Source organism: Streptomyces sp. NPDC051576, assembly GCF_040681835.1.
Lineage (GTDB): Bacteria > Actinomycetota > Actinomycetes > Streptomycetales > Streptomycetaceae > Streptomyces.
On sequence record NZ_JBFAZO010000009.1, the window covers coordinates 26,989 to 51,707 of the forward strand.

Sequence of the window (24,719 nt, forward strand, 5' to 3'; positions counted from 1 at the left end):
CCGGACAGGCCCGGACGCCGGCCACCGCAGGGGATGCGGGGGCCGGCGTCGGCTTGCGCGCGTGGCCCTGCGGTGGCCTGCGCAGGGGACCGGAGTCTGCGCGGAGGTGGTGGCCGAACCGGCCCTGCCGGAGCTGGAGTCGACGACGGCGACGCTGGGGCCGACTGCCGACTGCCGACTGCCGACTGCCGACTGCCGACTGCCGAGAACCCGGCCCGCACCGGCGCCCAAGCCGCCGCCCGGGCCAGCGCGCGCGGACACGCGGACATGCCGAAGAGCCTGCCGCCCGAATGGGCGCAGGCCTCCTCGTCGCCGTTCGGCTCCTCTAGTCGTCCGAGCCCATCTGGTCCTCCGCCGACAGGTGCTCCACCGTCTTGCCCGTCTCGGTGAACGTCCGGGTCACGTAGCCGGACGAGTACACCCACAGGATGCGCAGCGGGGTGTCGCCGATGTTCCGGAACAGGTGGGGGATCGGTGAGGGGACGTACGTGGTGTCGTACTGCTCCAGCTTCGTCACCTCGCCGTCGACCCAGACCTCCGCCTGGCCCTCCAGGATGGTCACGTGCTCGTCGCAGTTGTGCGAGTGCAACGGAGCCCCGCAGCCGACCGGATACACGCTCATCCCACTGGTGATCAGGTTCTCCCCGCCCGCCGAAGGCGTCGTCACGAGGGGCGTCGACACGACGGCACCGCCCCGGTCGAGAGCGGGCACGGACGCGACCTTGATGATCGTGGTCATCCGGGTTTCCTTTCCACTTACACACTTCTGCGTCGAACGACGTTAGGCCGCGCACGGGCGAATGGGTGCCCTCTGGCGTGCAGCTTTACCTTGCATTTCCAGAGGGGTGAGCTTTCCTGACCCGCCTGTAGCGTCGGCACGCACCGCACGGCTTCACGATCCGTGCACGTAACGCGCCGGAAAGAAAAGGCAGGTATCGGCCCATGAGGCTCCCCGTTCTCACCGAAGAGGAAATGGACCCGCGCCAGCAGGAACTGGCCGCCCGCATCGCCGGCCGGCGCGGTGCCGTCCGCGGACCCTTCCGGGTCTGGCTGCACAGCCCGGAGATGTGCGAACGGGCCGAATCCCTCGGCGCGTTCGCCCGTTTCGACTCCAGCCTGCCCAAGCACCTGAGCGAACTCACCCTGCTCATGGCCGCCCGCAACTGGGACGCCCAGTACTCCTGGAACGCCCACGTCCACCAGGCGATCGAGGCCGGCATCCCGGAGGCCGCCGTCAAGGCGATCGCCGAGAAGCGCGAGGCCGTCTTCGACAACGAGGCGGACCAGGCCTTCTACCAGTTCTGCCGCGAGATCCTCGACGAGCACTTCGTCACCGACGCCACCTTCGCCGCCGCGCTGGAGCACTTCGGCTCCAAGGGCCTGGTCGACACCATCGGCGCGCTCGGCAACTTCACCATGCTCGGCATGTGCCTGAACACCTTCCAGGTGGACCTCCAGGCCGACAAGGAGCCCCCGTTCCCGGACATCCGCGGCTACGGCCGCGTCGCCCCGGACGACTCCGCGGGCACCGAGCCACGCCCATGACAACTCCGGGGGGAGACGCGGTACTTCGCGTCCGGGGCGTCACCAAGAGCTTCGGCGGCGCGGCCGCGCTGAAGGGCGTGGACCTCGACCTGTACCCGGGCGAGGTCCACGCGCTGATGGGCATGAACGGCGCCGGCAAGTCGACGCTGGTACAGGTCCTTTCGGGGGTGCACCAGTGCGACGAAGGCACCGTCGAGGTCAACGGGCGGGCGCAGCACGGACTTACGGTGCGCAAGGCGCGCCGGCTCGGTGTCGCCTCGGTGCCCCAGCGCCGCGAGCTGGCGATGGGGCTCACCGTCGCCGAGAACGTGATGCTGGGCGACCTGCCGACCCGGGCCGGCGCCGTGCGCTGGAAGGCCGTCAACTCCGAGGCGCGCAAGGCACTTGAGGCCCTGGGCATCGACATCGACGTGACCCGGACCGCGGGTTCGCTCACCGTCGCCGAGCAGACCATGGTCGAGGTGGCCCGCGAGGTCCGGCGCGGCGGCCGCATCCTGATCCTGGACGAGCCGACCGCCTGTCTGAGCGCCGAAGCGGCCCACCAGATAAGGGAGTTGGTCCGCACCCTGCGCGACGAGGGCGTGGCCGTCGTCTACATCTCGCACTACATCGACGAGGTCCTCGCCGTCGCCGACCGCGTCACCGTCCTGCGCGACGGAGCGGTGGTACGCAGCGCTCCGGTCGACGAGTTCGACGCCGCCGGACTCGTCCGCAGCATGGTCGGCCGCGACGTCGTCTCCCGGCGCACGCAGCGACCCGCGCCCAAGGACGAGATCGGGCTGACCGTGCGCGGCCTCACCGACGGCCGGGCCGTACGGGACTTCACCGTCGAGGTGCACAAGGGCGAGATCGTCGCCGTGCTCGGGCCGGCCGGGGACGCGCAGTCGCGCCTCTTCGACCTGCTCTCCGGCCGCCGCCGTCCCGACACCGGCCAACTCGCCGTGGACGGCGCCCCGGTGCCTTTCGGCCGGGTTCAGGCCTCCCTCTCCAGTGGCCTGCGCTGCGTCACCGGCGACCGCCGCGCCCTGGGCCTGGTCCCCGAACTGTCCCTGGACGAGAACCTGATGCTGGCCGGCGACCGCTTCGCCCGCAGGCGCATGCACCGCCGCGCCGAACTCGCCCGCCGGGCCGCCCCGTTGCGCCGCAGCTACGGCGTGGTCGCCCTCGCCGGCAACCCGCCCGTGGGCGCGCTGTCCGGCGGCAACCAGCAGAAGGTCCTGCTCGCCAAATGGCTGCAGACCGAGCCGGTCGCCTGCTTCCTGGAGGACCCCACCAACGGGGTCGACATCGCGGCCATGGCCGACATCCACGCCCTCGTCGACGACCTCGCCTCGCGCGGCGCCGCCGTCCTGCTCGCCTCCTCGTCCGCCGAGGAGGTCATGCGCCTCGCGGACCGTGTGGTCGTCGTCAGCGCCGGCCGGACGGTCGCCGAGCACGACATCGACGCCATCACCCACGACGAACTCGTCGCCACCGCCCTCGGAGGTCAACCGCAGTGAGCGTCAAGACAGTCACCGACGCCCCCGGGGTCTCGGACCCGCCCGGGAAGACCCGCCGCCTCTCGTGGGCCGGGCTGCGCGGTGCCCCGCACACCGGGCTGATCGCCGTCCTGATCGTGGTGATCGTCGCCACCTCGCTGCGGACCGACTCGTTCGCAACCGACACGAACGTCATCAACATCCTGCGCCAGGTCAGCGTCGTCGCCGTGATCGCGGCGGGCCTCACGCTGCTGATGACCGCGGGCGGCATGGACTTCTCGATGGGCAGCAATGTCGCCGTGACGACCGCGGTCGGGGCGCAGTTGCTGGCGCACGGCCACTCCACGGCGTTCACCGTCGTCGCCGCACTGGTGCTGGCCACCCTGATCGGTCTGGTCAACGGGGTGGTCGTGACATTCACCAACGTCGCCCCGTTCGTCGCCACCCTGGCCACGGCCACCCTCCTCGACGGTGTCGCCCTGCTCGTCCTCGACAGCGTCAGCGTGTCCATCGGCACCAGGATGTTCGCCCTCGGCAACAACAAGATCCTCGGGGTGCCCTACCTCCTGGTCGTGGCGCTCCTCGTGCTGCTGGCGACCGCCCTGGTCATGAGGTTCACCGTGTTCGGCCGCGACGCCTTCGCCATCGGCGGCAACGAGCACGTCGCCCGCCTCAGCGGCATCAATGTCACCGCCCGCAAGCTCTCCCTGTACGCCCTCACCGGCGCCCTGTCCGGACTGGCCGGCCTGATGCTGCTGTCCCGGCTCAGCGGCAGCAGCCCCGGCACCGGCGGACTCTCGCTCCAGCTCCAGGCGGTCGCCGCGGTCGTCATCGGCGGCACCGCCCTGGCCGGCGGCTACGGCACGGTCGTCGGCACCGCGCTCGGAGTGGTCCTCCTCGGGGTGGTCGCCAACGCCCTCAACCTGCTCCAGGTCTCCAGCAACTACCAGTCGGTCTCCGTCGGCGGAGTGCTGCTGATCGCGGCCATCGCCAACGAGATGCACAAGGCACGTTCAGCACGTCATTGATCACCCTTATGCACCCCGCATCCATGAATGGCGGTTCACCATGAGAATTTCGGTCCCATCCCGCAGAGCCATGCTCGCCACGTTCGCCGGCACCACCCTGGTGCTGAGCGGTTGCGGTGCGAGCGACGACAGCGGCAGTTCCGGTGACGTCACCCTCGGGTTCGTCAACGGCGGCGACACCGAGTTCCACAGTTGTCTCCAGAAAGCGGTCGAGCAGACGGCGAAGGCGCAGAACGCCAAGGTCTTCACCGCCAACTCGCACCAGAATTCCACCACCGAGCTGTCCAACATCGAGGACATGACCTCGCGCAATGTCAGCGCGCTGATCGTGCAGACGGTCAACGTGGACGCGCTCAAGGGCGACATCGCCAAGGCGAAGGCCGCGAACATACCGATCTACCTGACCTCCGTGGCCACCAGCGACGTGAACGACATCCTCGGTGCCGCCGTGGTCGACCTCGGCAAGCTCGGGGCGCTGGACGCGGGCTGGATCGAGCAGGACGCGGCCGGCAAGAGCGTGCAGGTCGGCGTCATCGCGGGCGCGCCCGGCGCCGCCTCCGACCTGATGGTGGGCGGCTTCACCAAGGCGCTGCCGAGCACCGCGAAGGTGGTCGCGAACCAGCCGGGCATGTTCAACCCGGTGAAGGCGCAGGACGTCGCCGAGAACATGATCCAGGCCCACCCGGACCTGCAGTACGCGTTCGTCGCCTCGGAGGACATGGCGCTGGCCGCCCGCAAGGCGTTCGATGCGGCCGGCAAGAAGGACGTGAAGATCGTGACCGCCAACGGCACCGACGCGGGCCTGGCCGCCGTCAAGGACGGCCGGCTGTCCGCCACCGTGGCGAACTCGGCCATGTCGATCGGGCAGACCGCGGTCAAGAACGCGGTCGGACTCCTGGCCAAGAAGAAGGTTGACAAGATTGCCAACATTCCTCTTTTGTTGGTCACCAAGGACAACCTGAGCAAGGCACCCCAGTACTGCCCCGAGTAACACCGCCGCGTGGGCAGCGCGCCTGCCCCCGCATCGTCCCGAGCCGCCCGTCCGGCATGCCGCTGGAGTGTCCTGATAGAGCCGCTATGAGGACATTCCGGATCCGGCCGGACCCCAACGCACGACCGGCACCGCCGCCGGGGCCCACCCCTGGCACACGTGGGCCTCCGGAGGAATCATGGATCGACTGCTCCTCATGCACAGCTTCGTCACCGTCGCGCAGACCGGGAGCTTCAGCGGCGCCGCCAAGAAACTGGGCTCGTCGGGCTCACTCGTCTCGCGCCACGTCGCCGAACTGGAGCGACAGGTCGGCGTCCGTCTGGTCAACCGCACCGCCCGCTCGGTGAGCCTCACCGAACCCGGACTCAGGTACGCCGAGTTCGCGGCCCGCATCCTCGACGAGATAGAGGCCGAGGACGCCGTCATCTCGCACCTGCACGACCGCGCCGAGGGCACCCTGAGCATCATCTGCCCCAAGTGGATCGGCAGCCTGGACCTCGGAGACGCGATCGCCGCCTTCTCCGCCGCCCACCCCAAGATCCACGTCCGCTTCGAACTCGGCGGCATGTCCGACCGCACGTACGACTTCCTGGACAGCGGCTTCGACGTCGCCTTCCACACCCGCGACCTGCGCGACTCCAGCGTCCGCCTGAAGAAGATCGCCTCGCTGCCCTTCGTCCTGTGCGCGTCCGAGTCCTACCTGGAGCGCGGCGGCCCGCTCACCGAGCCCAACGCCCTCGCCCACCACGACTGCCTCGTCCACGTCAACGACCCGGTCTGGCGCATCGGCCACGGACACTCCTCCACCCTGCACAAGATCCGCAACGTGGCGTTCTCCTCGAACTCCTACCTCGCGCTCCAGAAGGCCGCCGTCCACGGCCGCGGCATCGCCCTGCTCCCGCAGCGCCCCGCCTACGACGACCTCCTCTCCGGCGCCCTCAAGGTCCTGCTGCCCGAGCTCGCCGTACCGGACCGCCCGCTGTACGCGATCTACGGCCCCGGCCAGGCCACCCCGCGGAAAGTCACCGTGTTTCTCGACTTCCTCACCGAGTGGTTCTCGAACAATCCGATTCCGGCGATCGGCCGCTGACCCGCGCCTGTACGGCCGCCGTCAGGAGCGGCGACCGATAACGCAAGAAACGATTGCAATGCCTGCGCGACCTGGCTGTTGAGGTGGTCAAAGCCGCAAATCTACGATCGCGGAGAACCGGTGACCGTAGTAGCACCGCAGGCGAGATCCGCGACGAAGCGAGGAATCGATGGGCATCCAGAGAATCGAATCGGTCACCTACGGCATCGACGATCTCGACGAGTGCGTACGGTTCTTCGACGACTTCGGGCTGTTCCTGCTGGAGCGGACCGACGAGCACGCGGTCTTCGAGACCCTGACCGGACAGACGCTCCACCTGGACACCGTCCCCGGCCCGCTGCTGCCGCCGCCCCTGGAGGCCGGCCCCACCATCCGCGAGATGGTCTGGGGCGTCGACACCCCCGAGGAACTGGCCCGGCTCGTCACCGCGGCCGGCCGCGACCGCAAGGTCCACGAGAGCGCCGACGGTGTCTTCCACACGGTGGACGACAGCGGCTTCGGCGTCGGCCTCACGCTGGCCCGCCCGAAAGCCGCGGACGTCACCCCGCGACCCGCCAACGCGCTGGGCAGCGTCGACCGCTGGAACAGCGCGCTGGAACCGCTCACCCGGGCCTACCCGCTGCGCATGTGCCATGTCGCGCTGAACATCGTCAAGGACGGGCGCGAGGAGGCCGTCGCGTTCTACACCGAGCGGCTCGGCTTCCGGCCCACCGACGTCGTCGAACCGATGGGCGTCTTCATGCAGGCACCGGGCGACGACGACCAGCACACCATCCTGCTGTGCCACCGCCCGGACCGCGCGGGCATCAACCACATCGCCTACGAGGTCCCCGGCTTCGACGACGTCATCGAGGGCGGCAACTTCATGATCGAGCGCGGCTGGCGGGAGGCCCGCAAGCTGGGCCGCCACACCGTCGGCTCGAACGTGTTCCGGTTCATCCACGCGCCGTGCGGCGGCCGCGTCGAGTACGCGGCGGACATGGACCGCGTCGACGACACCTACGAGACCCGCGTCCACGAGACCACCCCGCCCCACCACATCTGGGCGCTGCGCTCCAACCGCGACCAGGACGCCCCCGCCTCCTGAACCACCATCCAGACTTTCCCAGCCTGAGAGGGCACCCACTCATGACCTCCGACCACGGCTACCCCGCCGTCCGCATGTACATCGCGGGCGAGTGGTGCCAGGGCGGCACCGGACGGACCGCCCCGATCGTGAACCCGGCCACCGAGAAGGTGATCGGCGAAGTACCCCTCGCCACCACCGCCGACCTCGACCGCGCCCTCGACGCGGCCACCGAGGGCTTCCGCACCTGGCGCGCCACCCCGATCGCCAAGCGCTCCGCGATCCTGCACGCCGCCGCCGACCTGATCACCGAGCGCGCCCCGGAGATCGGCCGGATCATGGCCCAGGAACAGGGCAAGCCGCTCCGCGAGGGCACCACCGAGGCGCTGCGCACCGCCGACACCCTGCGCTGGCACATCGAGGACGCCCGCCGTGCCTACGGCCGGATCATCCCCTCCGCGCCCGGCACCGTCCTCACCGTGCGCCGCGAACCCGTCGGCCCCGTGGCCGCGTTCGTGCCCTGGAACTTCCCCGTCGGCGGCCCCAACCGCAAGCTGTCCTCCGCGCTGTCCGCTGGCTGCTCGATGGTCATCAAGGCGTCCGAGGAGACCCCCGGCACCGCCGCCGCCCTCGTGGCCTGCTACGCCGACGCAGGACTCCCGGCCGGTGTCATCAACCTCGTCTTCGGCGAGCCGGCCGAGGTCTCCGCCCACCTGATCCCCTCACCGAAGATCCGCCTGGTCGCCTTCACCGGCTCGGTCCCGGTCGGCAAGCTCCTCGCGGCCCAGGCCGGCGAGGCCATGAAGCCCACCCTGATGGAACTCGGCGGCCACGCCCCGGTCGTCGTCTGCGCCGACGCCGACCCGGTGAAGGCCGCCCGCAAGGCCGCTCAGGCGAAGTTCTTCAACGCCGGCCAGGTGTGCACCTCGCCGAGCCGCTTCTTCGTCCACGAGAGCATCGTGGAGGAGTTCACCGCCGAGTTCGTGAAGGCCGCCCAGGCAATCACCGTAGGAGACGGTCTGGACTCGGAGACCGGCATGGGCCCGCTCGCCAACGAGCGCCGCCTCCAGGCCATGGAGACCCTGGTCGCCGACGCCGTCGAACGCGGCGCCAAGGTGCTCACCGGCGGCGAACGCCTGGAGCGCGACGGCTACTTCTACGCCCCGACCGTCCTCACCGACGTACCGGCGGACGCGAGGCTGATGCACGAGGAGCCCTTCGGCCCGCTCGCGCCCATCGTCCCGTTCACCGACCTGGACGAGACCCTGGCCCTCGCCAACGCCCTGCCCTACGGCCTCGCCGCCTACGGGTTCACCGAGTCCGCCGCGACCGCCGAGAAGCTCTCGGACGCGCTGGAGGCCGGCATCCTCTCCATCAACCACTGCGGCGGCTCCGTCGCGGAGGCCCCCTCCGGCGGCGTCAAGGAGAGCGGCTACGGCAGGGAGGGCGGCCCCGAGGCCCTCGACGCCTACCTGATCACCAAGCGCGTGTCCCACCAGTTGGCGGGCTGACGCGATGAGGTACACCCGCGTCTCGGTCGGCGGACGGGCGGTCTGGGGCCGCGTGGGGGAGGAGGACATCGAGCTGCTGTCCGAGTCCCCCATCGACGGCGACCCAACCGTGATCGGCACCGTGCCCATCGCCGAAGCCCAGTGGCTGCCCGTCGTCGTCCCGCCCGTGTTCTACGCGGTCGGCATGAACTACCCCCGCCACATCGCGCACGCCCACGCCGAGACGCCCACCCGCCCCGAGGTCGGCTACCGCGCCAACAACGCGCTCACCGGCCACCGTTCGCCCATCGTCAAGCCGGCCGAGGTCGAGGGCCGCTTCGAGGCCGAGCCGGAACTCGTCGCCGTGATCGGCCGCACCCTGCGGCACGCCACCCACGACGAGGCCCGCAAGTCGGTCTTCGGCTGGACCATCGGCAACGACGTCAGCGCCCGCACCTGGCAGCACCAGGACCGCTCGTTCTGGCGCAGCAAGAACAGCGACACGTTCAAGCCGATGGGGCCCTGGATAGAGACCGACGTCGACGCCCTGGCACAGACCACGACACTCCGTGTGAACGGAGAGGTCCGCGCCTCGTTCGCCACCGGAGACATGGTCTTCGACCCCTACGACCACATCGTCGAGCTCACCAAGCACATCACCATGCACCCGGGGGACGTGCTGTGGATGGGCGCCGAGTCCACCTGCCAACTCGAACCCGGGGACACCGTGGACATCGAGATCAGCGGCATCGGCGTCCTGTCCAACCCCGTACACCGTGAAGGGAATCCGTCATGAGCAGCGCACCCCGCTACATCCACCACGTCAACTTCCCCACCACCGACCCCGACCGGACCGCCGAGTGGTACACGAAGGTCTTCGGGATGAAGCGGATCCAGCCCAAGTCCAACACCCGCGTGGTGCTGATGACCCGCGGCAACTTCGACCTGCACTTCACCCCGGTCGAGGAGATGGAGCGCATGGCGCCCTATCACTTCGCCGTCGAGGTCGACGACTGGGACGAGTTCCTCGCCCACCTCAACGACCTCGGGATCCGGCACACCCGGCCCATCGAACGGCCGGAGAACCAGTCGAAGTTCTGCTACATCCACGACCCCGACCACACCATGATCGAGCTGGTCTTCCACGGCCGCCGCCCCAACTAGCCCCGCGCGTACAGGAGTTAACCCCCATGCCCATCGCCGACTCCGACGGCACCTCCATCTACTACGAGCGCCACGGCAGCGGTCCGGCGATCCTGTTCGTGCACGGCAGCGGTGGTCACCACGCCGCCTGGTGGCAGCAAGTGGCCGCGCTGCGCGAGGAGTTCACGGTCGTCACCGTGGACCTGCGCGGCTTCGGCAAGTCCGACTCCTCCATGGACGAGTTCGACGGCCAGGACTTCCCCGGTGACGTCGTCGCCGTACTCGACCAGGAGGACCTGACCGACGCCATGCTCGTCGGGCAGTCCATCGGCTCCGTCGCCGCCCTGCGCGCCGGACTGCTGCGGCCCGAGCGGGTCGGCTCCGTCGTGCTCGGCCACTCGCTGGGCGGCATCAGCCACCCCGAGCTGAAGGAACTCGCCGCCGCCGACCGCGCCGAGGCCGTCAAACTGCCGGTCATCGACCGCCTGTTGACCAAGGGGTTCCAGCAGGAGCGGGCCGACCTCACCTTCCTCTTCCAGCAGATGGGCACGTTCAACGTCGCCAAGATGCAGGACCTGCGCAACCTCGACACCAACGGCCCGTCCCTGGACGACATCCGTGCCTCGGGCGTCAAGGTCGCCTTCCTCGCGGGCGAGAAGGACGCGGTGCTCAGCGTGAAGACCGTGACCCGAGCCCACGAACTGCTGGCCGGCTCGCACCTGGAGATCGTCCCCGGCGCCCCGCACTCCATGTACTGGGAGACGCCCGAGAAGTACAACGCCGCCGTCGCCCACCTGCGCCGCACCCTCACCGCACCGAAGGAAGCAGCATGAGCAGCCTCACCCTGGCCGCCGCCGAGGAGATCATCGACGCCGCCCACAAACGCGCCCAGTCCGTCGGGAAGGCGGTGAGCGTGGCCGTCGTGGACGCGGGCGGCTTCCCGATCGCCATCCGCCGCCCGGACGGCGCCCGCCCGCTCACCCCGGACATCGCCCGCGCCAAGGCGTACACGGCGGCCATCATGCAGCGCCCCGGCAAGATGCTGAAGAAGTGGCAGGAGAGCCAGCCGGTCTTCTTCTCCCAGCTCTCCCAACTCCCCGGCGCCGCCATGCCGATCATGGCCACCGAAGGCAGTCTCACCATCAAGAAGGACGGCGAGATCATCGGCGGACTCGGCATCGCCGGCGGCACCGCGGACGAGGACCAGCAGATCGCCGAGGAGGTGCTCGCCTCGCTCGGCTACGAACTGGAGTTCGCCGCCTGGGGTGTCGCGGGCAAGCCTGCCTCGTCCGGAAAGGACGCATGACCCATGGCGGACACGTTCAACTACCGCATCGACCACCACGGCAGTCTGGTCCGCCCGTCGGAGCTGATCGCCGCGCGCGCGGCCGGCGACCCCGAGGCGCTGAAGGAGGCGGAGCTCCAGGCGGTCAAGGACGCGGTCGTCCTCCAGCGCAAGCTGCGCTCCACCGTCGTCACCGACGGTGACTTCCCCCGGGAGGACTTCCGCAGCGCGGTTCTTGACGGAGTATCAGGGTTCCGGCGCACGGACGAGACCGACGCCGACGGCCTGGTGCGCTGGGTCGCGGAGTCCCTTCCGAAGGCCAACGGACCGCTGCTCGCGGACTGGACCGCACGCCTCTCGGAGCTGACCCTGATCGCCCCGAAGGCCTCGCTGCCCTCACCCGCCTACCTCGCCGCCACCACCTACCAGGCCGGTCTCGGCCCGTCCTCCGCACGGGAGTTGGGGGAGGCGCTCGCGGAGATCGTCCGCGCGGAGATAGCGGCGCTGGTCGCCGGCGGGGTACGCCTGATCCAGCTCAACAACCCTCTCCTGCTGGGGCAGTTGGCCACCGACCCGGCCGACCCGGGCGCGCTCTCCTTCGCGGACGCCCTCGCCGTCGACGCCCTGGCGGTACGCCTGGACGAGCGCCCCGAGGGCGTGAGGATCGCTGTGGCCCCCGGCCCGGTCGCCCCCACCGCGGTGGACTGGTCCCGTGCCGAGCAGCTCTACGGTGAGATCGGCGCCGACCGCTGGGTCCTGCCCTTCGACCAGGGCACCCCGGCCGAACTCGCCCTGGTCAAGGCCCTGCCGGAGGACCGTGACTTCTGCCTGGGTGTCGTCGACGCGACCGTGCCCGCGCTGGAGGACGTCGACACGGTGATGGCCAGGATCGACGCCGTGGGCGAGTTCAAGGACCTGGAGGACGGGGCCGTAGCGCCGTCCCGGGGCTTCGCCGACGTGGCGAGCCGGCCGCTGCTGAGCGCCGAGGAACAGCGCCGGAAGATCGAGCTGGTGGAGACGGTCGCCCGGTACGTGTGGGGCAACGAGTTCTGACCTACGAGCCGGGAAGCGCGGTGACGCGCTTCCCGGCTGTGTCCGTCAGAGGACCTCGGCGAACGTCACCCTGCGGTCGGTCAGCAGCGGCCAGACCGTCTTCACGATCAGCTCGTCGAAGTGCTCGGCCGCCTTGTGCGCGTCGAAACCGGCCCGGTCGGCGTACCGCTCGTACAGCACGAAACTGCCGGGCTTGTCCGCCTCGGCGTGCACCTCGTACGCCAGGTTCGCCGGCTCGGCACGGGTCTGCTCGCGCACCTTCAGCAACGCGGCGCGCACCGTGGCCTCGTCGGCGGGCTCGCAGAAGTAGTGGGCGATGACTGCGTAGGCCATGTCGTGTCTCTCCTCATCGAATTCTCGGTGGATCCTCGGCTCCCGGCGGCCCGGTACATGCCGTCCGGCCTGCCGATTCCAACACGGGACAACCCTCCGCCGACCTGCGCGCGGCGCAAGCAATGCCTGCCCGCGCGGGGCTGGTGGCACCGCCCCCACATGGTGTGTTGTCGCATTCGGCCCACTGTGGCCGCTGACTGTGCAGACCGCGGACCCGCGCCGCGGCGGACGAAGGAAGTGATCTTCATGCGAAGCCTGGAAACCCTCTCCGGTGGAGAGTGGGTGGCGAGCGGCGAGTGGATCGAGGTGCACAACCCCGCCGACGTCCGCACCCCCCTCGCGCGCATCCCCGCCCTCGCCGCCAAGGACGTCACCCGCGCCTACGACCACGCCGAGCGCGGCTTCGCCGTATGGAAGCGCACCAGCCCCTTCGAGCGGGCCAGGATCTTCACCGAGGCGGCGAAGCTGATCCGCGAGCGGGTCGAGGAGATCGCCGCCGACGTCACCGCCGAGAACGGCAAGACCGGCGCCGAGGCCCGCGGCGAGACCCTCAAGGCCGCCGACTTCCTCGACTACTACGCGGGCCTGGCCCGCCAGGGCTACGGCACCCTCCTGCACGACGCCCGCCCGAACACCCGCGTGCACACCCAGCGCGAGCCGATCGGCGTGATCCTCGTGATCAGCCCCTGGAACGACCCGCTGATCACCCCGGCCCGCAAGCTCGCCCCGCTGCTCGCCACCGGCAACGCGGCCGTGTTCAAGCCGGCCACCGAGACACCGTTGTCGGGCCTGCACTTCGCCCGCGCCCTGCACGACGCGGGCCTGCCCGCCGGAGTGCTGAACGTGGTCACGGGCCGCACCGCCGAGATCGAGGAGGCGCTCCTCGACGACCCGCGGATCGTCGGCATCACCTTCACCGGCTCGAACGAGGTCGGCAACCGCATCCGCCGCCGTCTCGCCGACCGCAACGTGCGCTTCCAGGGCGAACTCGGCGGCAAGAACGCCTCCGTCGTCCTCAAGGACGCGGACCTGTCGTTCGCCGCGAAGACCGTCGCGGCCGCCTCCTTCGGACAGGCCGGCCAGCGCTGCACCGCCACCAGCCGCGTGATCGTCGAGCGGCCGGTGTACGAGGAGTTCATCCGGCTGCTGGTCGCCGAGGTCGAGGCGCTGAAGGTCGGCCCCGGCAGCGACCCGGCGACCACCCTGTGCCCCCTGTCCAGCCCCAAGCAGCGCGACAGCGTCCTCGCCCACCTCAAGGGCGCCGTCGAGCAGGGCGCCACCGTCCTCACCGGCGGCGCGGCCGACACCGAGGGCGACCACGCGCACGGCTGCTTCGTCCAGCCGACCGTCCTCGCCGACGTCACCGCCGAGACGGCGATCTGGCGCGAGGAGGTCTTCGGACCGGTCCTCGCCGTCCGTGCCGTGGACGACTTCACGCAGGCCGTGGACGCGGTGAACGACTCCGACTTCGGGCTCGCCGCCGCCGTGTTCACCCGCGACCTCGCCTCCGCGTACCGCTTCGCCGACGACGCCGAGTGCGGGCAGATCGCGGTCAACGCGACCACCCCCGGCTGGGACGTCCACCTGCCCTTCGGCGGATTCCACGACTCCGGCACCGGCTACAAGGAGCAGGGCGACGAGGTCCTGCGCTTCTCCACCCGGGTCAAGACCGTCGCCGTCCACATCGGCGCCTGAACAGGCGTGCAAGACAGAGAGGAGGATGCCGATGGCTGACGAGACGATCGGCATCGTCGGCGCCGGCATCGTGGGCCTGGCCACCGCCCGAGAGATCGCCCTGCGCCGCCCCGGCACCCGGGTCGTGGTGATGGAGAAGGAACACGCGGTCGCCGTCCACCAGACCGGCCACAACTCCGGTGTCGTGCACGCCGGCATCTACTACGCGCCGGGCAGCCTCAAGGCCGACCTGTGCGTCCGGGGCGTATCGATCCTGCGGGAGTACTGCCAGGACAGAAGCCTGCCGTACGACGAGATCGGCAAGCTCGTCGTGGCCGTACGCCCGGACGAACTGGGCCGGATGGAGAACCTGTACGAGCGGGCCAGGAACAACCACGTGCCCGAACTCCGCAAGATCTCCCGGGAGGAGATCAAGGAGCTGGAGCCGCACGTCGGCGGTATCGCGGCCCTGCACTCCCCGCGCACCGCGATCACCGACTACCCGGCGATCGCCCGCGAGTTCGCCAAGGACATCGAGGCCTCCGGCGGCGAGGTGAAGCTGGGCTTCCCCGTCACCTCGATCACCAACGTGCCGGGCGGCATCGAGGTCGCCTCGGGACAGGAACGCGTCCGGGTCGACCGGCTGATCCTCTGCGCGGGCCTGCACTCCGACGCCGTGGCGAAGCTCGCGCAGGACAAGAGGGAACCGAAGATCATCCCGTTCCGGGGCGAGTACATGCTCCTCAAGCCGGACCGCACCCACCTGGTGCGCGGGCTCATCTACCCGGTACCGGACCCCCGATACCCCTTCCTCGGCGTGCACTTCACCCCGCGCGTCGACGGCAGTGTCGAAGTCGGCCCGAACGCCGTGCTCGCCCTGGCCAAGGAGGGCTACAAGCTCAGCCGCCTCTCGGTGAAGGACCTCGCCCAGCTCGCCGCCTATGCCGGCTCCTGGAAGATGGCCGCCCAGCACTGGCGCACCGGCATCAAGGAGTACCGCGGCTCACTGTCCGCGAAAGCCTTCATGAAGGACGCGAAGCTCTACGTCCCCGGTGTCGGCGTCTCCGACGTCGTACGCGGCGGGGCGGGCGTCCGCGCCCAGGCACTGGACCCCGACGGCACACTCGTGGACGACTTCCGCATCCATCAGGTGGGCCGGATCACCGCCGTCCGCAACGCGCCCTCGCCGGCCGCGACGGCGTCCATGGCGATCGCCGAGCACATTGTGGGCGCCGTGTTCGACACACCGTCCGCAAGCTGAGAATGCCCTGCGTACAGCGGTGTTCCGCGCAACTACTGCTTGCGCTCCCAGGGCTCGGCAAGGGCCCGCGGCCCGCCTAGCGTTTCTTCAGCACCACCTCACCACCCTCTCCGCAAGCCCTTCGAGAGACCTTCGAGAGAAAGAGTTCAGGACATGTTCGTTGTCGACACGCAGATCCACATCTGGAAGGAAGAGACCCCGGACCGCCCCTGGGTCCCGGGCGCGCGGGAGCGCATCCGCCTCAACGGACACCGCGAGGACCCCTTCTCCTACGAGGAGGCGCTGGAGCTGATGGACGAGGCCGGCGTCAACCGGGCCCTGATCCTGCCGCCGTCCTGGGAGGGCGACCGTATCGACTACGCCCTGGAGGCCTGCGAGGCGCACCCCGACCGCTTCGGCATCATGGCGCGCATCCCGCAGAACAAGCCCGAAGAGGGCAAGACGATGCTGAAGGACTTCGCGCAGAACCCGCATGTGAAGGGCACGCGCCTCACCTTCCACCGGCCGCAGGACCGCAACTGGATGATCGACGGCACCAACGACTGGTACTGGCCGATCGCCGAGGAGCTGCGCATCCCGACGATGGTCCACGCGCCCATCTGGAAGCGGGAGTTGGGCGAGATCGCGGCCAAGCACCCCGAGCTGAAGATCATCATCGACCACATGGGCATCATGGCCCGCTGCGTCGACGACGCGATCGGCTACTGGGTCTCGGAGACCGCCGACCTGGCCGCCCACCCGAACATCTACGTGAAGGTCTCGGCGCTCCCGGGTTACTCCACCCAGCCCTTCCCGAACAACAACATCCAGAAGTACGTGCGCGAGATGGTCGACAAGATGGGCCCGCAGCGCTGCTTCTACGGCACCGACATCACCCGCCTCCTCGGGCACGGCATCACGTACACCGACACGATCGAGCAGTTCACCAAGCACTGGGACTTCACGCCCGAGGAGCTTGAATGGATCATGGGCCGCGGTATCTCCGAGGTCCTGAACTGGCCGATCGAGGGCTGAGGAAACACGAGAGATGACCGACATCACCAACACCCCTGGCGCCGACGGCGGCGACGCTCTCGTTACCGCCTTCAACGCCGTCGGCGCCGACTACATCTTCTGCTCGTCGGGCTCCGAGTGGGCCCCCGTCTGGGAGTCCCTGGCCCGCCGCCACCGCGACGGACTGCCCTGCCCGCAGTACCTGGACCTGACCCACGAGACCGTCGCCGTCGGCATGGCCACCGGCTACGGACTTCTCAAGCGCCGGCCGCAGGGCGTGCTGCTGCACGCGGCCCCCGGTCTGCTCCAGGGCTCGATGGCCGTGCACGGGGCGCTGCTCGCGGGCGTCCCGATGGTGGTCAGCTCCTCGGAGTCGACCACCTACGGCGACGGTCCCGGCCAGGACCCGGGCGGCCAGTGGTACCGCAACCTGTCCATCGTGGGTGGCCCGCACCAGATCGCGCAGCCCTTCACGAAGTGGTCCAACGAGGCGGCCAGCGTCCACACCCTGCCCACGATGGTGGCGCGGGCGGCGGAGCTGGCCTGGCGGGCGCCGGCCGGACCGGCGTACCTCAACGTGCCGCTGGAGATCCTCCTGGAGGAGTGGGACGGCCGCGAGGCCAAGCCCATCGTGCGGCCCGGCTCCACGCACAGCTCGCCCGAAGAGGTCGACCCGGTCGCCCAGTTGATCCGCGAGGCGAAGAACCCGGTCGTCGTCACGGAGACGGCCGGGCGCGAGGCGGGCGGCTTCGAGGCCCTCGTCGCCTTCGCCGAGGCCTGGAACATCCCGGTCGTCGAGCCCGACTCGGCGGTCTGCGGCAACTTCCCGCGCACCCACCCGCTGCACGCGGGCAGCGACATCGGACCGTGGATGGACGAGGCGGACCTGATCCTCCTCGTCAACTGCCGCGCGCCCTTCTACCCGCCGTCCCGCCGCCCCTCCAAGGCGACGATCGTCGTCATCGACGAGGTGCCGCAGCGCCCGCACGTCGTCTACCAAGTCCTGTTCGCCGACACGTACTTGGAAGGCAACGTCGCCAACACCCTGCGCCAGCTGACCAAGCGGGCGAAGGACCTCGACGAGGCCGCTGTCACCGTACGGCGGACCGCGCAGGACGAGCGGCACGCCGCCGAGCAGGCCGCCATCGCCGGCGCCGAGACGAAGGCGGAGCAGGCCGAGGGGATCGACCCGGTGCTCGTCGCCGCCACGCTGCGCAAGCTGCTGGAGGGCAAGGACGGGATCGTCGTCGACGAGACCATCACCCACAGCCGCGTCGTCAAGCGCCACGTCCAGACCGCCGACCCCGACTCGTACTTCTACGTACAGGGCGGCCTCGGCCAGGGCATCGCGGTCGCGCTCGGCGTCAAACTCGCCGCCCAGGAACGCCCGGTGGTGCTCACCATCGGCGACGGCGCGTTCGCCTACAACCCGGTCATCCAGTCGTACGACGCCTCCAAGGCGTACGAACTCCCGCTGCTGATCGTGGTGTTCAACAACCGCGTCTACAAGTCGATGAACCTCAACCACCGCAGGTTCTATCCCGAGGGCGCCGCCGCCGACACCGGCGAGTGGCTCGGCACCGATCTGCACCGGCTGCCCCGACTCGCCGCGTTCGCCGAGCCGTTCGGGATGCACACCGAGACCGTCGACGCGCCCGACGCCCTCGCACCCGCGCTGGAGCGCGCGCTCAAGGCCGTGGCGGAGGGCACCACCGCCGTCGTCGACGTACTCGTCACCCGCTGAACCAGGAAGGCACCCGCCACCATGTCCGACACCGCAACGCCCAAGCCGGGCAAGGTCCTTGTCGCCGCCGACGACCTGCGCACCTTCTCCGCAGCCCTCCTGGAGAAGGGCGGATTGAGCGCCGAGCAGGCGCGCACCACCGCCGACGTGTTCGTGTGGGCCGCGCTGCGAGGCGTCGACTCGCACGGCATCGCCCGCGTCCCCGCCTACCTGGAGCTGCTCGCCAAGGGGGTGGCCAACGCCGACGCCGACATCAAGGTCGAGTCCACCACCCCGGCCGCCGCCGTCCTGGACGCCGACCGCGCCCCCGGCCCGGTCGCCCTCAGCGCCGCCGCCGACGAGGCGGTCACCCGGGCCAGGACCAGCGGCGTCGCCGCCGTCGGGGTCCGCCGTACCGTCCACACCGGCGCCATCGGCTACTACGTGTCGAAGATCGCCGAGCAGGGTCTCGTCGGCATCGGCTACGTCTCCGGCATGCCCAACATGGGCTACACCGGCGTCAAGGGCGCCGCCGTGGCGACCAGCCCGCTCGCCATCGCCGTACCGGCGCAGGCCCACGCCCCGCTGCTGCTGGACATGGCCACCGCCACCATCGCCCTGGGCAAGATCCGCCAGGCGAAGGCGAGCGGCACCCCGCTGCCCGAGGGCGCGGCGGCCACCGCGGACGGCACCCCGACCACGGATCCCGAACTGGCCGTCATGCCACTGCCGTTGGGCGGTGCCAAGGGTTCCGGGATGTCCCTCGCCTTCGAACTGCTGACCAGCGTGCTGATCGGCGCGCCGATCTTCGCCGCGTTCCACTCGGACGACCCGCAGGGCCGCAAGCACCGCCAGAACGCGCTGCTCATCGCCCTGGACCCGGCGGCCTTCGGCGACCCGGCCGCCTTCACCGCGGCGGTCGACGACACGCTGGGCACGCTGAAGCAACTGCCGCCCGCCGATGGCGCCGAGGGTGTCTTCTACCCCGGCGAGCGCAGTGCGGCGGTCGCCGAGGCACGCGGCGCCAAGGGCATCCCCGTCGCGCCCAAGGTGTGGCGTGAACTGACCGAGGCGGCGGGCAAGTTCGGCCTCACCCTGCCGGAGCCCGTGGCCTCGGCATGAATGACAGCACTTCGCCGACCGTCCGAAGGGGGGACGGTCGGCGAAGTGCGTTTTCCGCGCGCGGAGTTCAGGCCGTGCCCACTGCGTCCCGCACCTGACGGGCTATCAGGGCGTAGGTCCGCAGGGCCCGTTCGTCGTCCGTGCCGTCGTAGCCGTGGTCGGCTCCGGTGACGTCGACGTGCTCGACCAGGGCGCCCGAGGTCCGCAGCCGGTCGGCGTAGGCGACGCCCTCCGCCTTCAGCAGGTCGTACTCGGCCGTGACGACCAGGGCCGGGGCCATGCCCTTGAGGTCCGCGGTGTCCGAGGGGTGCGCGGGTGACGCCAGGCGGTCGGTGCGCAGCTTGGGATCCGGGATGTACGCCGCGTCGAAGAGGTCGGCCATCCAGGGCCGCAGCAGCGGCTTGGCGATGGCCGCGTGCTTGTCCTTGGCGCCGGTCGCGAGGTCCAGCGGCGGATAGTGCAGCACCTGGAGCGCTATCGAGGGGCCGCCCTCCTCCAGCGCCTGACGGGCCACCGCCGCCGCGAGTCCGCCCCCGGCACTCTGCCCGCCGACGGTGAGCCGGTCGCCGTCCCAGCCCTGTTCGGCGCCGTGCTCCGCGATCCACCGCACGACCTCGTACGCCTGCCGGGGCGGCGCGGGGAAGGGGTGCTGCGGTGCGACCACGTAGTCCACGTTGACGACCACGACACCCGCCTCCGCCGCCAGGAACCGGCACAGGGGGTCGTCCATCTCGGTCAGCGGGATGACGTAGCCGCCGCCGTGGAAGTTCACGTGCACCGGCGGGGACGGATCCTCCGACGCGGGCAGGTACACCGTGGCGCGGGCCGGGGCGACCGTGGCCGGGATCGTCAACTCCCGTATTCGGCGCGGGAATTCGGGGAAGCGCTGATGCGAGGCGGCGGCGGATCCCCGCCCGCTCGGGCGCCGGTCGGCCATCCGGGTAAGGCGTTGCAGGGACTTGGCGGCGAAGGCGGCCACCGCCGGCCGGGCCAGAACAGACATGCCGCTCCATTCGTGGAGTACGCGCACCGGGGAGCCCGGTCGCCGGGACTCGATCGACAGGATTCCTGGCGATGGGTAGGGCGACGATAACACGGGTGCGCGTCGCGCAGATGCTGTGATCGGCCCTGTTCAGGGCGACGGGTTGTGGGCTGCGGCCCGGGGGTGTGCGGGCGGCGCGAAGGCGGCCCTCGCGGTCCCGGCCGTCGTGTGTGCCGGGGTGTGCCCGGGCGTCGGCGGGAACTCCGTCGGGTATTCGGGGTCGTGGCTCAGTCGGTGGGCCGGTATCGGCGGTCGCGCTGTCGGCCTGCCGGTCAGCGGTGTCGGACGGGTCCGGCCAGTCGTTCGTGGTCGTGGTCGTGCCGGTGCTCGCAGCACGGCCCGTGCGGCGGCGCCGCCGCCGCTTCCGTCGCCACGCATGCCGCGTGCTGAGCCGTCTCGATCATCTGCTCGCTGTCGGTCGCGGCGTCGGCCAGGCTCGCGCAGCACACGACGAGCAGCGCGGCACCCGCGACGAACGGCAGGGCCCGGCGCGGGGGAGGAGGCGCGAGCAGTGCCCGCACCCGCTGCGGCACCGCTCCGCCGGTCGCGGCCAGGGCCGGCCGGGAACGGTTCGCCGAGGTGGCGAGCGCGGCCCGGCCCACCGCGTGGGCGACGACCGTACGATCGCCCACGCGCACCGCGGCCTCCTCGTCGGCCCAGCGCTCCAGGGCGAAGCCGCCCGCGCCGGACAGCGGTCGTAGCAGCGGATTCACGGCGGCGGTGAGTCGCCAGAGGGTCTGGAAGAGATGGTGACGACCGCGCAGATGGGCCCGCTCGTGGGCGAGCAGCGCCTCGCGCTCACGGTCGCCGAGACAGCGGAGCATCCCGCGCGACACCACGATCCGCCCCGGTGCCCCCGGCAGCGCGAAGGCCTCCGGCAGTTCCATGTCCAGGACGGCCAACTCCGTGTCACCGGGCAGCAGTCGGCACTCGCGACGGGCCCAGCGCAGATGCCGCAGCTGACGCGTGGCGGCGACGACGAGGCCCGCGAGGGACGCGAGGAGGGCGAGCGCGGCGACTGCGGCGACCGTCAGGTACACCGGGTCGGAGGCGCGCACGGCCGCGACCGACCACCGGCCCTCCTCGGCGACCTCGGGGATCTGCGCCAGACCGGCGAACGTCAGCAGCGCCAAGGAGCCCAGCCAGCCCAGCGATGCCACCAGCGCGGCGGACGCCAGCGACCAGGCGGCCGGGCGCGGGGCCAGCAGCGGGGCGGCGCGGGGTGCGGACACCGCGATCACCATGGTGATCAGGAGGGGGACGTACACACTGATCAGCACCGGCTCACGGTCCCTCGTCGGTGCGGCCGGTGTGCTGCGGCCCGTCGTGCCCGGAGAGCAGTCGATGGAGCAACTGCTCGTCCTTCTCGGACAGTTCGGAGACGAAGCGGGTGAGCACCGCCTCGCGGTCGGTGCCGTGCTCCAGCAGGGAACGCATCCGCTCGGCGGTGTGCGTCGCCTCGTCCCGCGCGGGCGCGTACGCGTACCCGCGGCCCGCGCGCTGCCGGACGAGCATGCCCTTGTCGTACAGCCGCGACAGGATCGTCAGCACGGTGGTGTAAGCGAGGTCTCCGGGCAGCCGATCCCTGACCTGGCGCGCGGTCAGCGGCTCGTCGGCCCCGTAGAGAGCGGCGAGAACACCGCTCTCCAGCTCACCGCGCGCCCGCCGGCCGGACGTCGCACCGGACTCGTCGCTCTTCGGGTCGTCCACTGTTCACCCCACCGCCTCTCACCGCTCGGCGTCACAGCCTACCCGCCGACTTACTACGGCCTGTAGGAAGTGCACCGGAGGCGTCGGGCAGGGCTTCGCGAACATGAACTACTACATGTCGTACGAGCTTACCTACTACATGTTGTAGAGTTTCGCCGCTCCACTCCACCTGCGGAGGAAAAAGCCCATGCCCCACCTCGGAAGTACGGCGCATCTGCGTGCCTTCGCGGCCGCCACCCTGCGCCCCCGGCAGGCGCCCGCGCCTCGCCGCCCGGCGCCGGCCGAGCGTGTCGTGATCGTCTCGGCGAGCGTCGGGGCCGGTCACGACGGCGCCGCCACCGAACTGGAGCGGCGCCTGGTGGCAGCCGGTCTCCCGGTCGACCGCTTCGACCTGCTGGACGTCCTGCCCGCCCGGCTCGGCCGGCTCGTACGGGACGGCTACCACCGCATGCTCGTCCGCGCGCCGTGGGCCTACCAGCGGATCTACAGCAGCACCGAGCGCGCCGGAGGCGGCGGCCCCGTCGCACGAGCCCTGCTGCGCTCCGCCGAGGAACGGCTGCTGCGCGCGCTGCCCGCCGACACCGGCGCCGTCGTCTCGACCTACCCGGGCGCGAGCCGGGTCCTGGGCTCCCTCCGGCTCGACGGCCGGCTGACCGTACCCGTCCTCACCTACCTCACCGACTTCTCGGTGCACCCTCTCTGGGTGGCCGACGGCGTCGACGTCCACCTCGCGCTGCACGCCGTGCCCGCCGCCCAGGCCCGGGCCGCCGGCGCCCGCGACGTGCGGGTGTGCGGCCCGGTCGCCGACCCGCGCTTCCACCCCGTGGACGCGGCGGCGCGCAGCGCGGCCCGCGCCCGCTTCGGCCTGCCCGCGAACGCCCCGCTGGCCCTGCTGGTCGCCGGCTCCTGGGGCGTGGGCCCGGTCCGGCAGGTGGCCCGGGAACTGCGCGACTGCGGCGCGGCCGTACCGGTCGTGGTCTGCGGCCGCAATGAGGCCCTCGCCGACCGACTCCGCGCGGACGGCATCGACCACGTCCACGGCTGGGTCGACGACATGCCCGGCCTGATGCACGCCGCCGACGTCCTGGTCCAGAACGCCGGCGGCCTGACCTCACTGGAGGCCTTCGCCACCGGCCTGCCCGTCGCCAGCTACGGCTGCATACCCGGCCACGGTCTCACCAACGCGGCGGCCCTGGACGCCGCGGGGGTCGCGGCGTGGATCCGCGAGCCGGCCCAACTCAAGGTCGTACTGGGCGAGTTGATCGACGGCGCACGCGGCCTGCTGCAACGCGAAGCGGGCCTCGCCCTGTTCGCCGGCGAGATCCCCGGCTCGGACCGGGGCCCGGCCGCCGAGACAATCCGGGTCTGCCGGACGGGCGTCGGACCCACCGCCCGCTCCGAGGGCGGACCGCCTGCCGGTCGGGGCCGGGGTCGGCGTCGGACGGGGGCCGGGAGTTCCGCCTCCTTGCCGGGTGCCGGGCCTTCCGTCGCTCCCGCAGGTGGGGCGCCTGCCGGCCGAGGGTCGCGGCGGGCGGGTCTCGGACCTTTCGCCGCGTTCACGAGTGCGCTGCTCGCCGGCCGGGAGGTTGGTCCGGTGGGCGTCCGGGCCGCCGTTCCGCCTACCGGTGGGGCTTCTCTCGGCCGAGCGTTGCCTGGGTCCGGTGCCGGGCTCTCCGTCCGGTCCGCGCGCGGGTCGTCGGCCACCCGCCGGGTCCGGCCGACCGCGTTGCGGCTCGCCGTCACCGTGGCTCTGGCCTGCGGGGTCTGGGCGGGCGCGGTCGGCACCGCGGTCGCCACCACCGACGGCGGCCCTGATTTGATGCACGCCATCGGCCATGGCCTGGACCTCGACGACTTCGGCCGTGCTCCCCACACGTCCCACGCTCCCCGCCCCGCCCATGCGGAGGGCCGCCACTCGTGACCGCCGCACGACTGCTCCGTACGAGCGCCCTCACCGCGCTGCCGGTCCTCGCCGCCGCGTACGCCGCCCCCGTCCTCTCCACCTACGGCCCGCTCCGCAACCGCGTGCTGCCACGCCTCTCCGGCCGTGGCCGGCCCGACCACGTGGCGCTCACCTTCGACGACGGGCCGGACCCGCTGTCCACTCCACTGTTCCTGCGCCTGCTGGACGAGCGCCGGATCCACGCCACCTTCTTCCTGCTCGGCCGCGAAGCGGCGCGCGCCCCCGGCCTGGTGCGCGAGATCGCCGCCGCCGGACACGAGATCGCGGTGCACGGCTGGCTCCATCGCCCGCTGCTCCTGCGCGGCCCCCGCGCCACCCACGACGACCTCGCCCGCGCCCGCGACACGGTCGGCGACCTCACCGGACGCACGCCCCGGCTCTTCCGCCCGCCCTACGGCGTGATGTCGACGCCCGCCCACCTCGCGGCCCGCCGCCTGGACCTCACGCCGGTGCTGTGGACGGCCTGGGGCGAGGACTGGAGGGCGCGTGCCACACCGGAGTCGGTCCACCGGACGGTCACCGATGACCTGCGCGGCGGCGGCACCGTCCTGCTCCACGACTCCGACTGCACCTCGGCCGCTGGCTCCTGGCGCGCCACCCTCGGCGCCGTCCCCCGCATCCTCGACACCTGCGCCGCGCGGGGCCTGTCCGTGGGGCCGCTGCGGGAGCATGCTGTGGATCACCTCTGAAGTTGACAATATTGTTGGCGCTCCTGGTCCGCGGAATTTA

Annotated in this window: 24 protein-coding genes; 19 read left to right on the forward strand and 5 right to left on the reverse strand. The window is 71.1% G+C overall.

What is annotated here, in order from left to right:
- Positions 1–325: 325 nt before the first annotated feature.
- Complete coding sequence (locus AB0M63_RS27775) at positions 326–739, reverse strand: cupin domain-containing protein (protein WP_366021345.1); 414 nt, start codon at positions 737–739, stop codon at positions 326–328.
- A gap of 233 nt (positions 740–972) precedes the next feature.
- Here AB0M63_RS27775 and AB0M63_RS27780 point away from each other — a divergent pair, with 233 nt between their 5' ends.
- From AB0M63_RS27780 to AB0M63_RS27835, 12 genes are all read left to right on the forward strand, one after another.
- A complete protein-coding gene (locus AB0M63_RS27780) occupies positions 973–1,545 on the forward strand; it encodes a carboxymuconolactone decarboxylase family protein (protein ID WP_355916338.1) in 573 nt (190 codons plus the stop codon).
- Positions 1,542–3,044 (forward strand): sugar ABC transporter ATP-binding protein, encoded by a 1,503-nt coding sequence (locus AB0M63_RS27785; protein WP_366021346.1) that lies wholly within the window; start codon positions 1,542–1,544, stop codon positions 3,042–3,044. Before AB0M63_RS27780 ends, AB0M63_RS27785 begins: the two co-directional genes overlap by 4 nt.
- A complete protein-coding gene (locus AB0M63_RS27790; RefSeq protein ID WP_355916238.1) occupies positions 3,041–4,051 on the forward strand; it encodes an ABC transporter permease in 1,011 nt (336 codons plus the stop codon). The genes AB0M63_RS27785 and AB0M63_RS27790 overlap by 4 nt, the downstream gene beginning before the upstream one ends.
- A gap of 70 nt (positions 4,052–4,121) precedes the next feature.
- Positions 4,122–5,042 (forward strand): sugar ABC transporter substrate-binding protein, encoded by a 921-nt coding sequence (locus AB0M63_RS27795; RefSeq protein WP_366021347.1) that lies wholly within the window; start codon positions 4,122–4,124, stop codon positions 5,040–5,042.
- 178 nt (positions 5,043–5,220) lie between these two features.
- Positions 5,221–6,132 carry a LysR family transcriptional regulator gene (locus tag AB0M63_RS27800; RefSeq protein ID WP_355916232.1) on the forward strand — a complete coding sequence of 304 codons (912 nt, stop codon included), beginning with the start codon at positions 5,221–5,223 and terminating at the stop codon, positions 6,130–6,132.
- Between the two features lie 169 nt (positions 6,133–6,301).
- A complete protein-coding gene (locus AB0M63_RS27805) occupies positions 6,302–7,219 on the forward strand; it encodes a VOC family protein (RefSeq protein WP_366021348.1) in 918 nt (305 codons plus the stop codon).
- 41 nt (positions 7,220–7,260) lie between these two features.
- Entirely contained in the window at positions 7,261–8,709 is a 1,449-nt protein-coding gene (locus AB0M63_RS27810) for an NAD-dependent succinate-semialdehyde dehydrogenase (protein ID WP_366021349.1), read from the forward strand.
- A 4-nt stretch (positions 8,710–8,713) separates the two neighbouring features.
- A complete protein-coding gene (locus AB0M63_RS27815) occupies positions 8,714–9,484 on the forward strand; it encodes a fumarylacetoacetate hydrolase family protein (protein ID WP_356058502.1) in 771 nt (256 codons plus the stop codon).
- A complete protein-coding gene (locus tag AB0M63_RS27820; protein ID WP_355916220.1) occupies positions 9,481–9,852 on the forward strand; it encodes a VOC family protein in 372 nt (123 codons plus the stop codon). Before AB0M63_RS27815 ends, AB0M63_RS27820 begins: the two co-directional genes overlap by 4 nt.
- 26 nt (positions 9,853–9,878) lie before the next feature.
- Positions 9,879–10,664, forward strand: a complete 786-nt coding sequence (locus AB0M63_RS27825) for an alpha/beta hydrolase (protein WP_355916217.1) — start codon at positions 9,879–9,881, stop codon at positions 10,662–10,664.
- Complete coding sequence (locus tag AB0M63_RS27830) at positions 10,661–11,137, forward strand: heme-binding protein (RefSeq protein ID WP_355916213.1); 477 nt, start codon at positions 10,661–10,663, stop codon at positions 11,135–11,137. The genes AB0M63_RS27825 and AB0M63_RS27830 overlap by 4 nt, the downstream gene beginning before the upstream one ends.
- A gap of 3 nt (positions 11,138–11,140) precedes the next feature.
- Positions 11,141–12,169, forward strand: coding sequence for a methionine synthase II (cobalamin-independent)-like protein (locus tag AB0M63_RS27835; protein WP_355916210.1), 1,029 nt, complete (start codon positions 11,141–11,143; stop codon positions 12,167–12,169).
- Between the two features lie 45 nt (positions 12,170–12,214).
- On the opposite strand, the gene AB0M63_RS27840 is transcribed toward AB0M63_RS27835, so the two are convergent.
- Entirely contained in the window at positions 12,215–12,502 is a 288-nt protein-coding gene (locus AB0M63_RS27840) for a putative quinol monooxygenase (protein WP_355916207.1), read from the reverse strand.
- A 246-nt stretch (positions 12,503–12,748) separates the two neighbouring features.
- On the opposite strand from AB0M63_RS27840, the gene AB0M63_RS27845 reads away from it, so the two are divergent.
- The 5 genes from AB0M63_RS27845 to AB0M63_RS27865 all read left to right on the forward strand — a co-directional run bounded on the left by AB0M63_RS27845 (position 12,749) and on the right by AB0M63_RS27865 (position 19,275).
- Positions 12,749–14,197 carry an aldehyde dehydrogenase family protein gene (locus tag AB0M63_RS27845; protein ID WP_366021350.1) on the forward strand — a complete coding sequence of 483 codons (1,449 nt, stop codon included), beginning with the start codon at positions 12,749–12,751 and terminating at the stop codon, positions 14,195–14,197.
- 31 nt (positions 14,198–14,228) lie between these two features.
- Positions 14,229–15,437: an L-2-hydroxyglutarate oxidase gene (lhgO, locus tag AB0M63_RS27850; protein ID WP_366021351.1), complete on the forward strand. Its 1,209-nt coding sequence runs from the start codon at positions 14,229–14,231 to the stop codon at positions 15,435–15,437.
- A gap of 153 nt (positions 15,438–15,590) precedes the next feature.
- Complete coding sequence (locus AB0M63_RS27855; RefSeq protein ID WP_366021352.1) at positions 15,591–16,451, forward strand: amidohydrolase family protein; 861 nt, start codon at positions 15,591–15,593, stop codon at positions 16,449–16,451.
- 13 nt (positions 16,452–16,464) lie between these two features.
- On the forward strand, positions 16,465–18,174 hold the full coding sequence (locus AB0M63_RS27860) for a thiamine pyrophosphate-dependent enzyme (RefSeq protein ID WP_366021353.1): 1,710 nt from the start codon (positions 16,465–16,467) through the stop codon (positions 18,172–18,174).
- Between the two features lie 21 nt (positions 18,175–18,195).
- Positions 18,196–19,275, forward strand: a complete 1,080-nt coding sequence (locus AB0M63_RS27865; protein ID WP_355916192.1) for an Ldh family oxidoreductase — start codon at positions 18,196–18,198, stop codon at positions 19,273–19,275.
- 67 nt (positions 19,276–19,342) lie between these two features.
- Here AB0M63_RS27865 and AB0M63_RS27870 read toward each other — a convergent pair whose 3' ends face one another.
- From AB0M63_RS27870 to AB0M63_RS27880, 3 genes are all read right to left on the reverse strand, one after another.
- Positions 19,343–20,278: an alpha/beta hydrolase fold domain-containing protein gene (locus tag AB0M63_RS27870; RefSeq protein ID WP_366021354.1), complete on the reverse strand. Its 936-nt coding sequence runs from the start codon at positions 20,276–20,278 to the stop codon at positions 19,343–19,345.
- Between the two features lie 311 nt (positions 20,279–20,589).
- A complete protein-coding gene (locus AB0M63_RS27875) occupies positions 20,590–21,597 on the reverse strand; it encodes a M56 family metallopeptidase (RefSeq protein ID WP_366021355.1) in 1,008 nt (335 codons plus the stop codon).
- Between the two features lie 4 nt (positions 21,598–21,601).
- Positions 21,602–22,027, reverse strand: coding sequence for a BlaI/MecI/CopY family transcriptional regulator (locus AB0M63_RS27880; protein ID WP_366021356.1), 426 nt, complete (start codon positions 22,025–22,027; stop codon positions 21,602–21,604).
- A gap of 187 nt (positions 22,028–22,214) precedes the next feature.
- On the opposite strand from AB0M63_RS27880, the gene AB0M63_RS27885 reads away from it, so the two are divergent.
- Together AB0M63_RS27885 and AB0M63_RS27890 are read left to right on the forward strand one after the other, a co-directional pair.
- A complete protein-coding gene (locus AB0M63_RS27885) occupies positions 22,215–23,948 on the forward strand; it encodes a UDP-N-acetylglucosamine--N-acetylglucosamine transferase (RefSeq protein ID WP_366021357.1) in 1,734 nt (577 codons plus the stop codon).
- A complete protein-coding gene (locus AB0M63_RS27890; RefSeq protein ID WP_366021358.1) occupies positions 23,945–24,679 on the forward strand; it encodes a polysaccharide deacetylase family protein in 735 nt (244 codons plus the stop codon). Before AB0M63_RS27885 ends, AB0M63_RS27890 begins: the two co-directional genes overlap by 4 nt.
- Positions 24,680–24,719 lie beyond the last annotated feature (40 nt).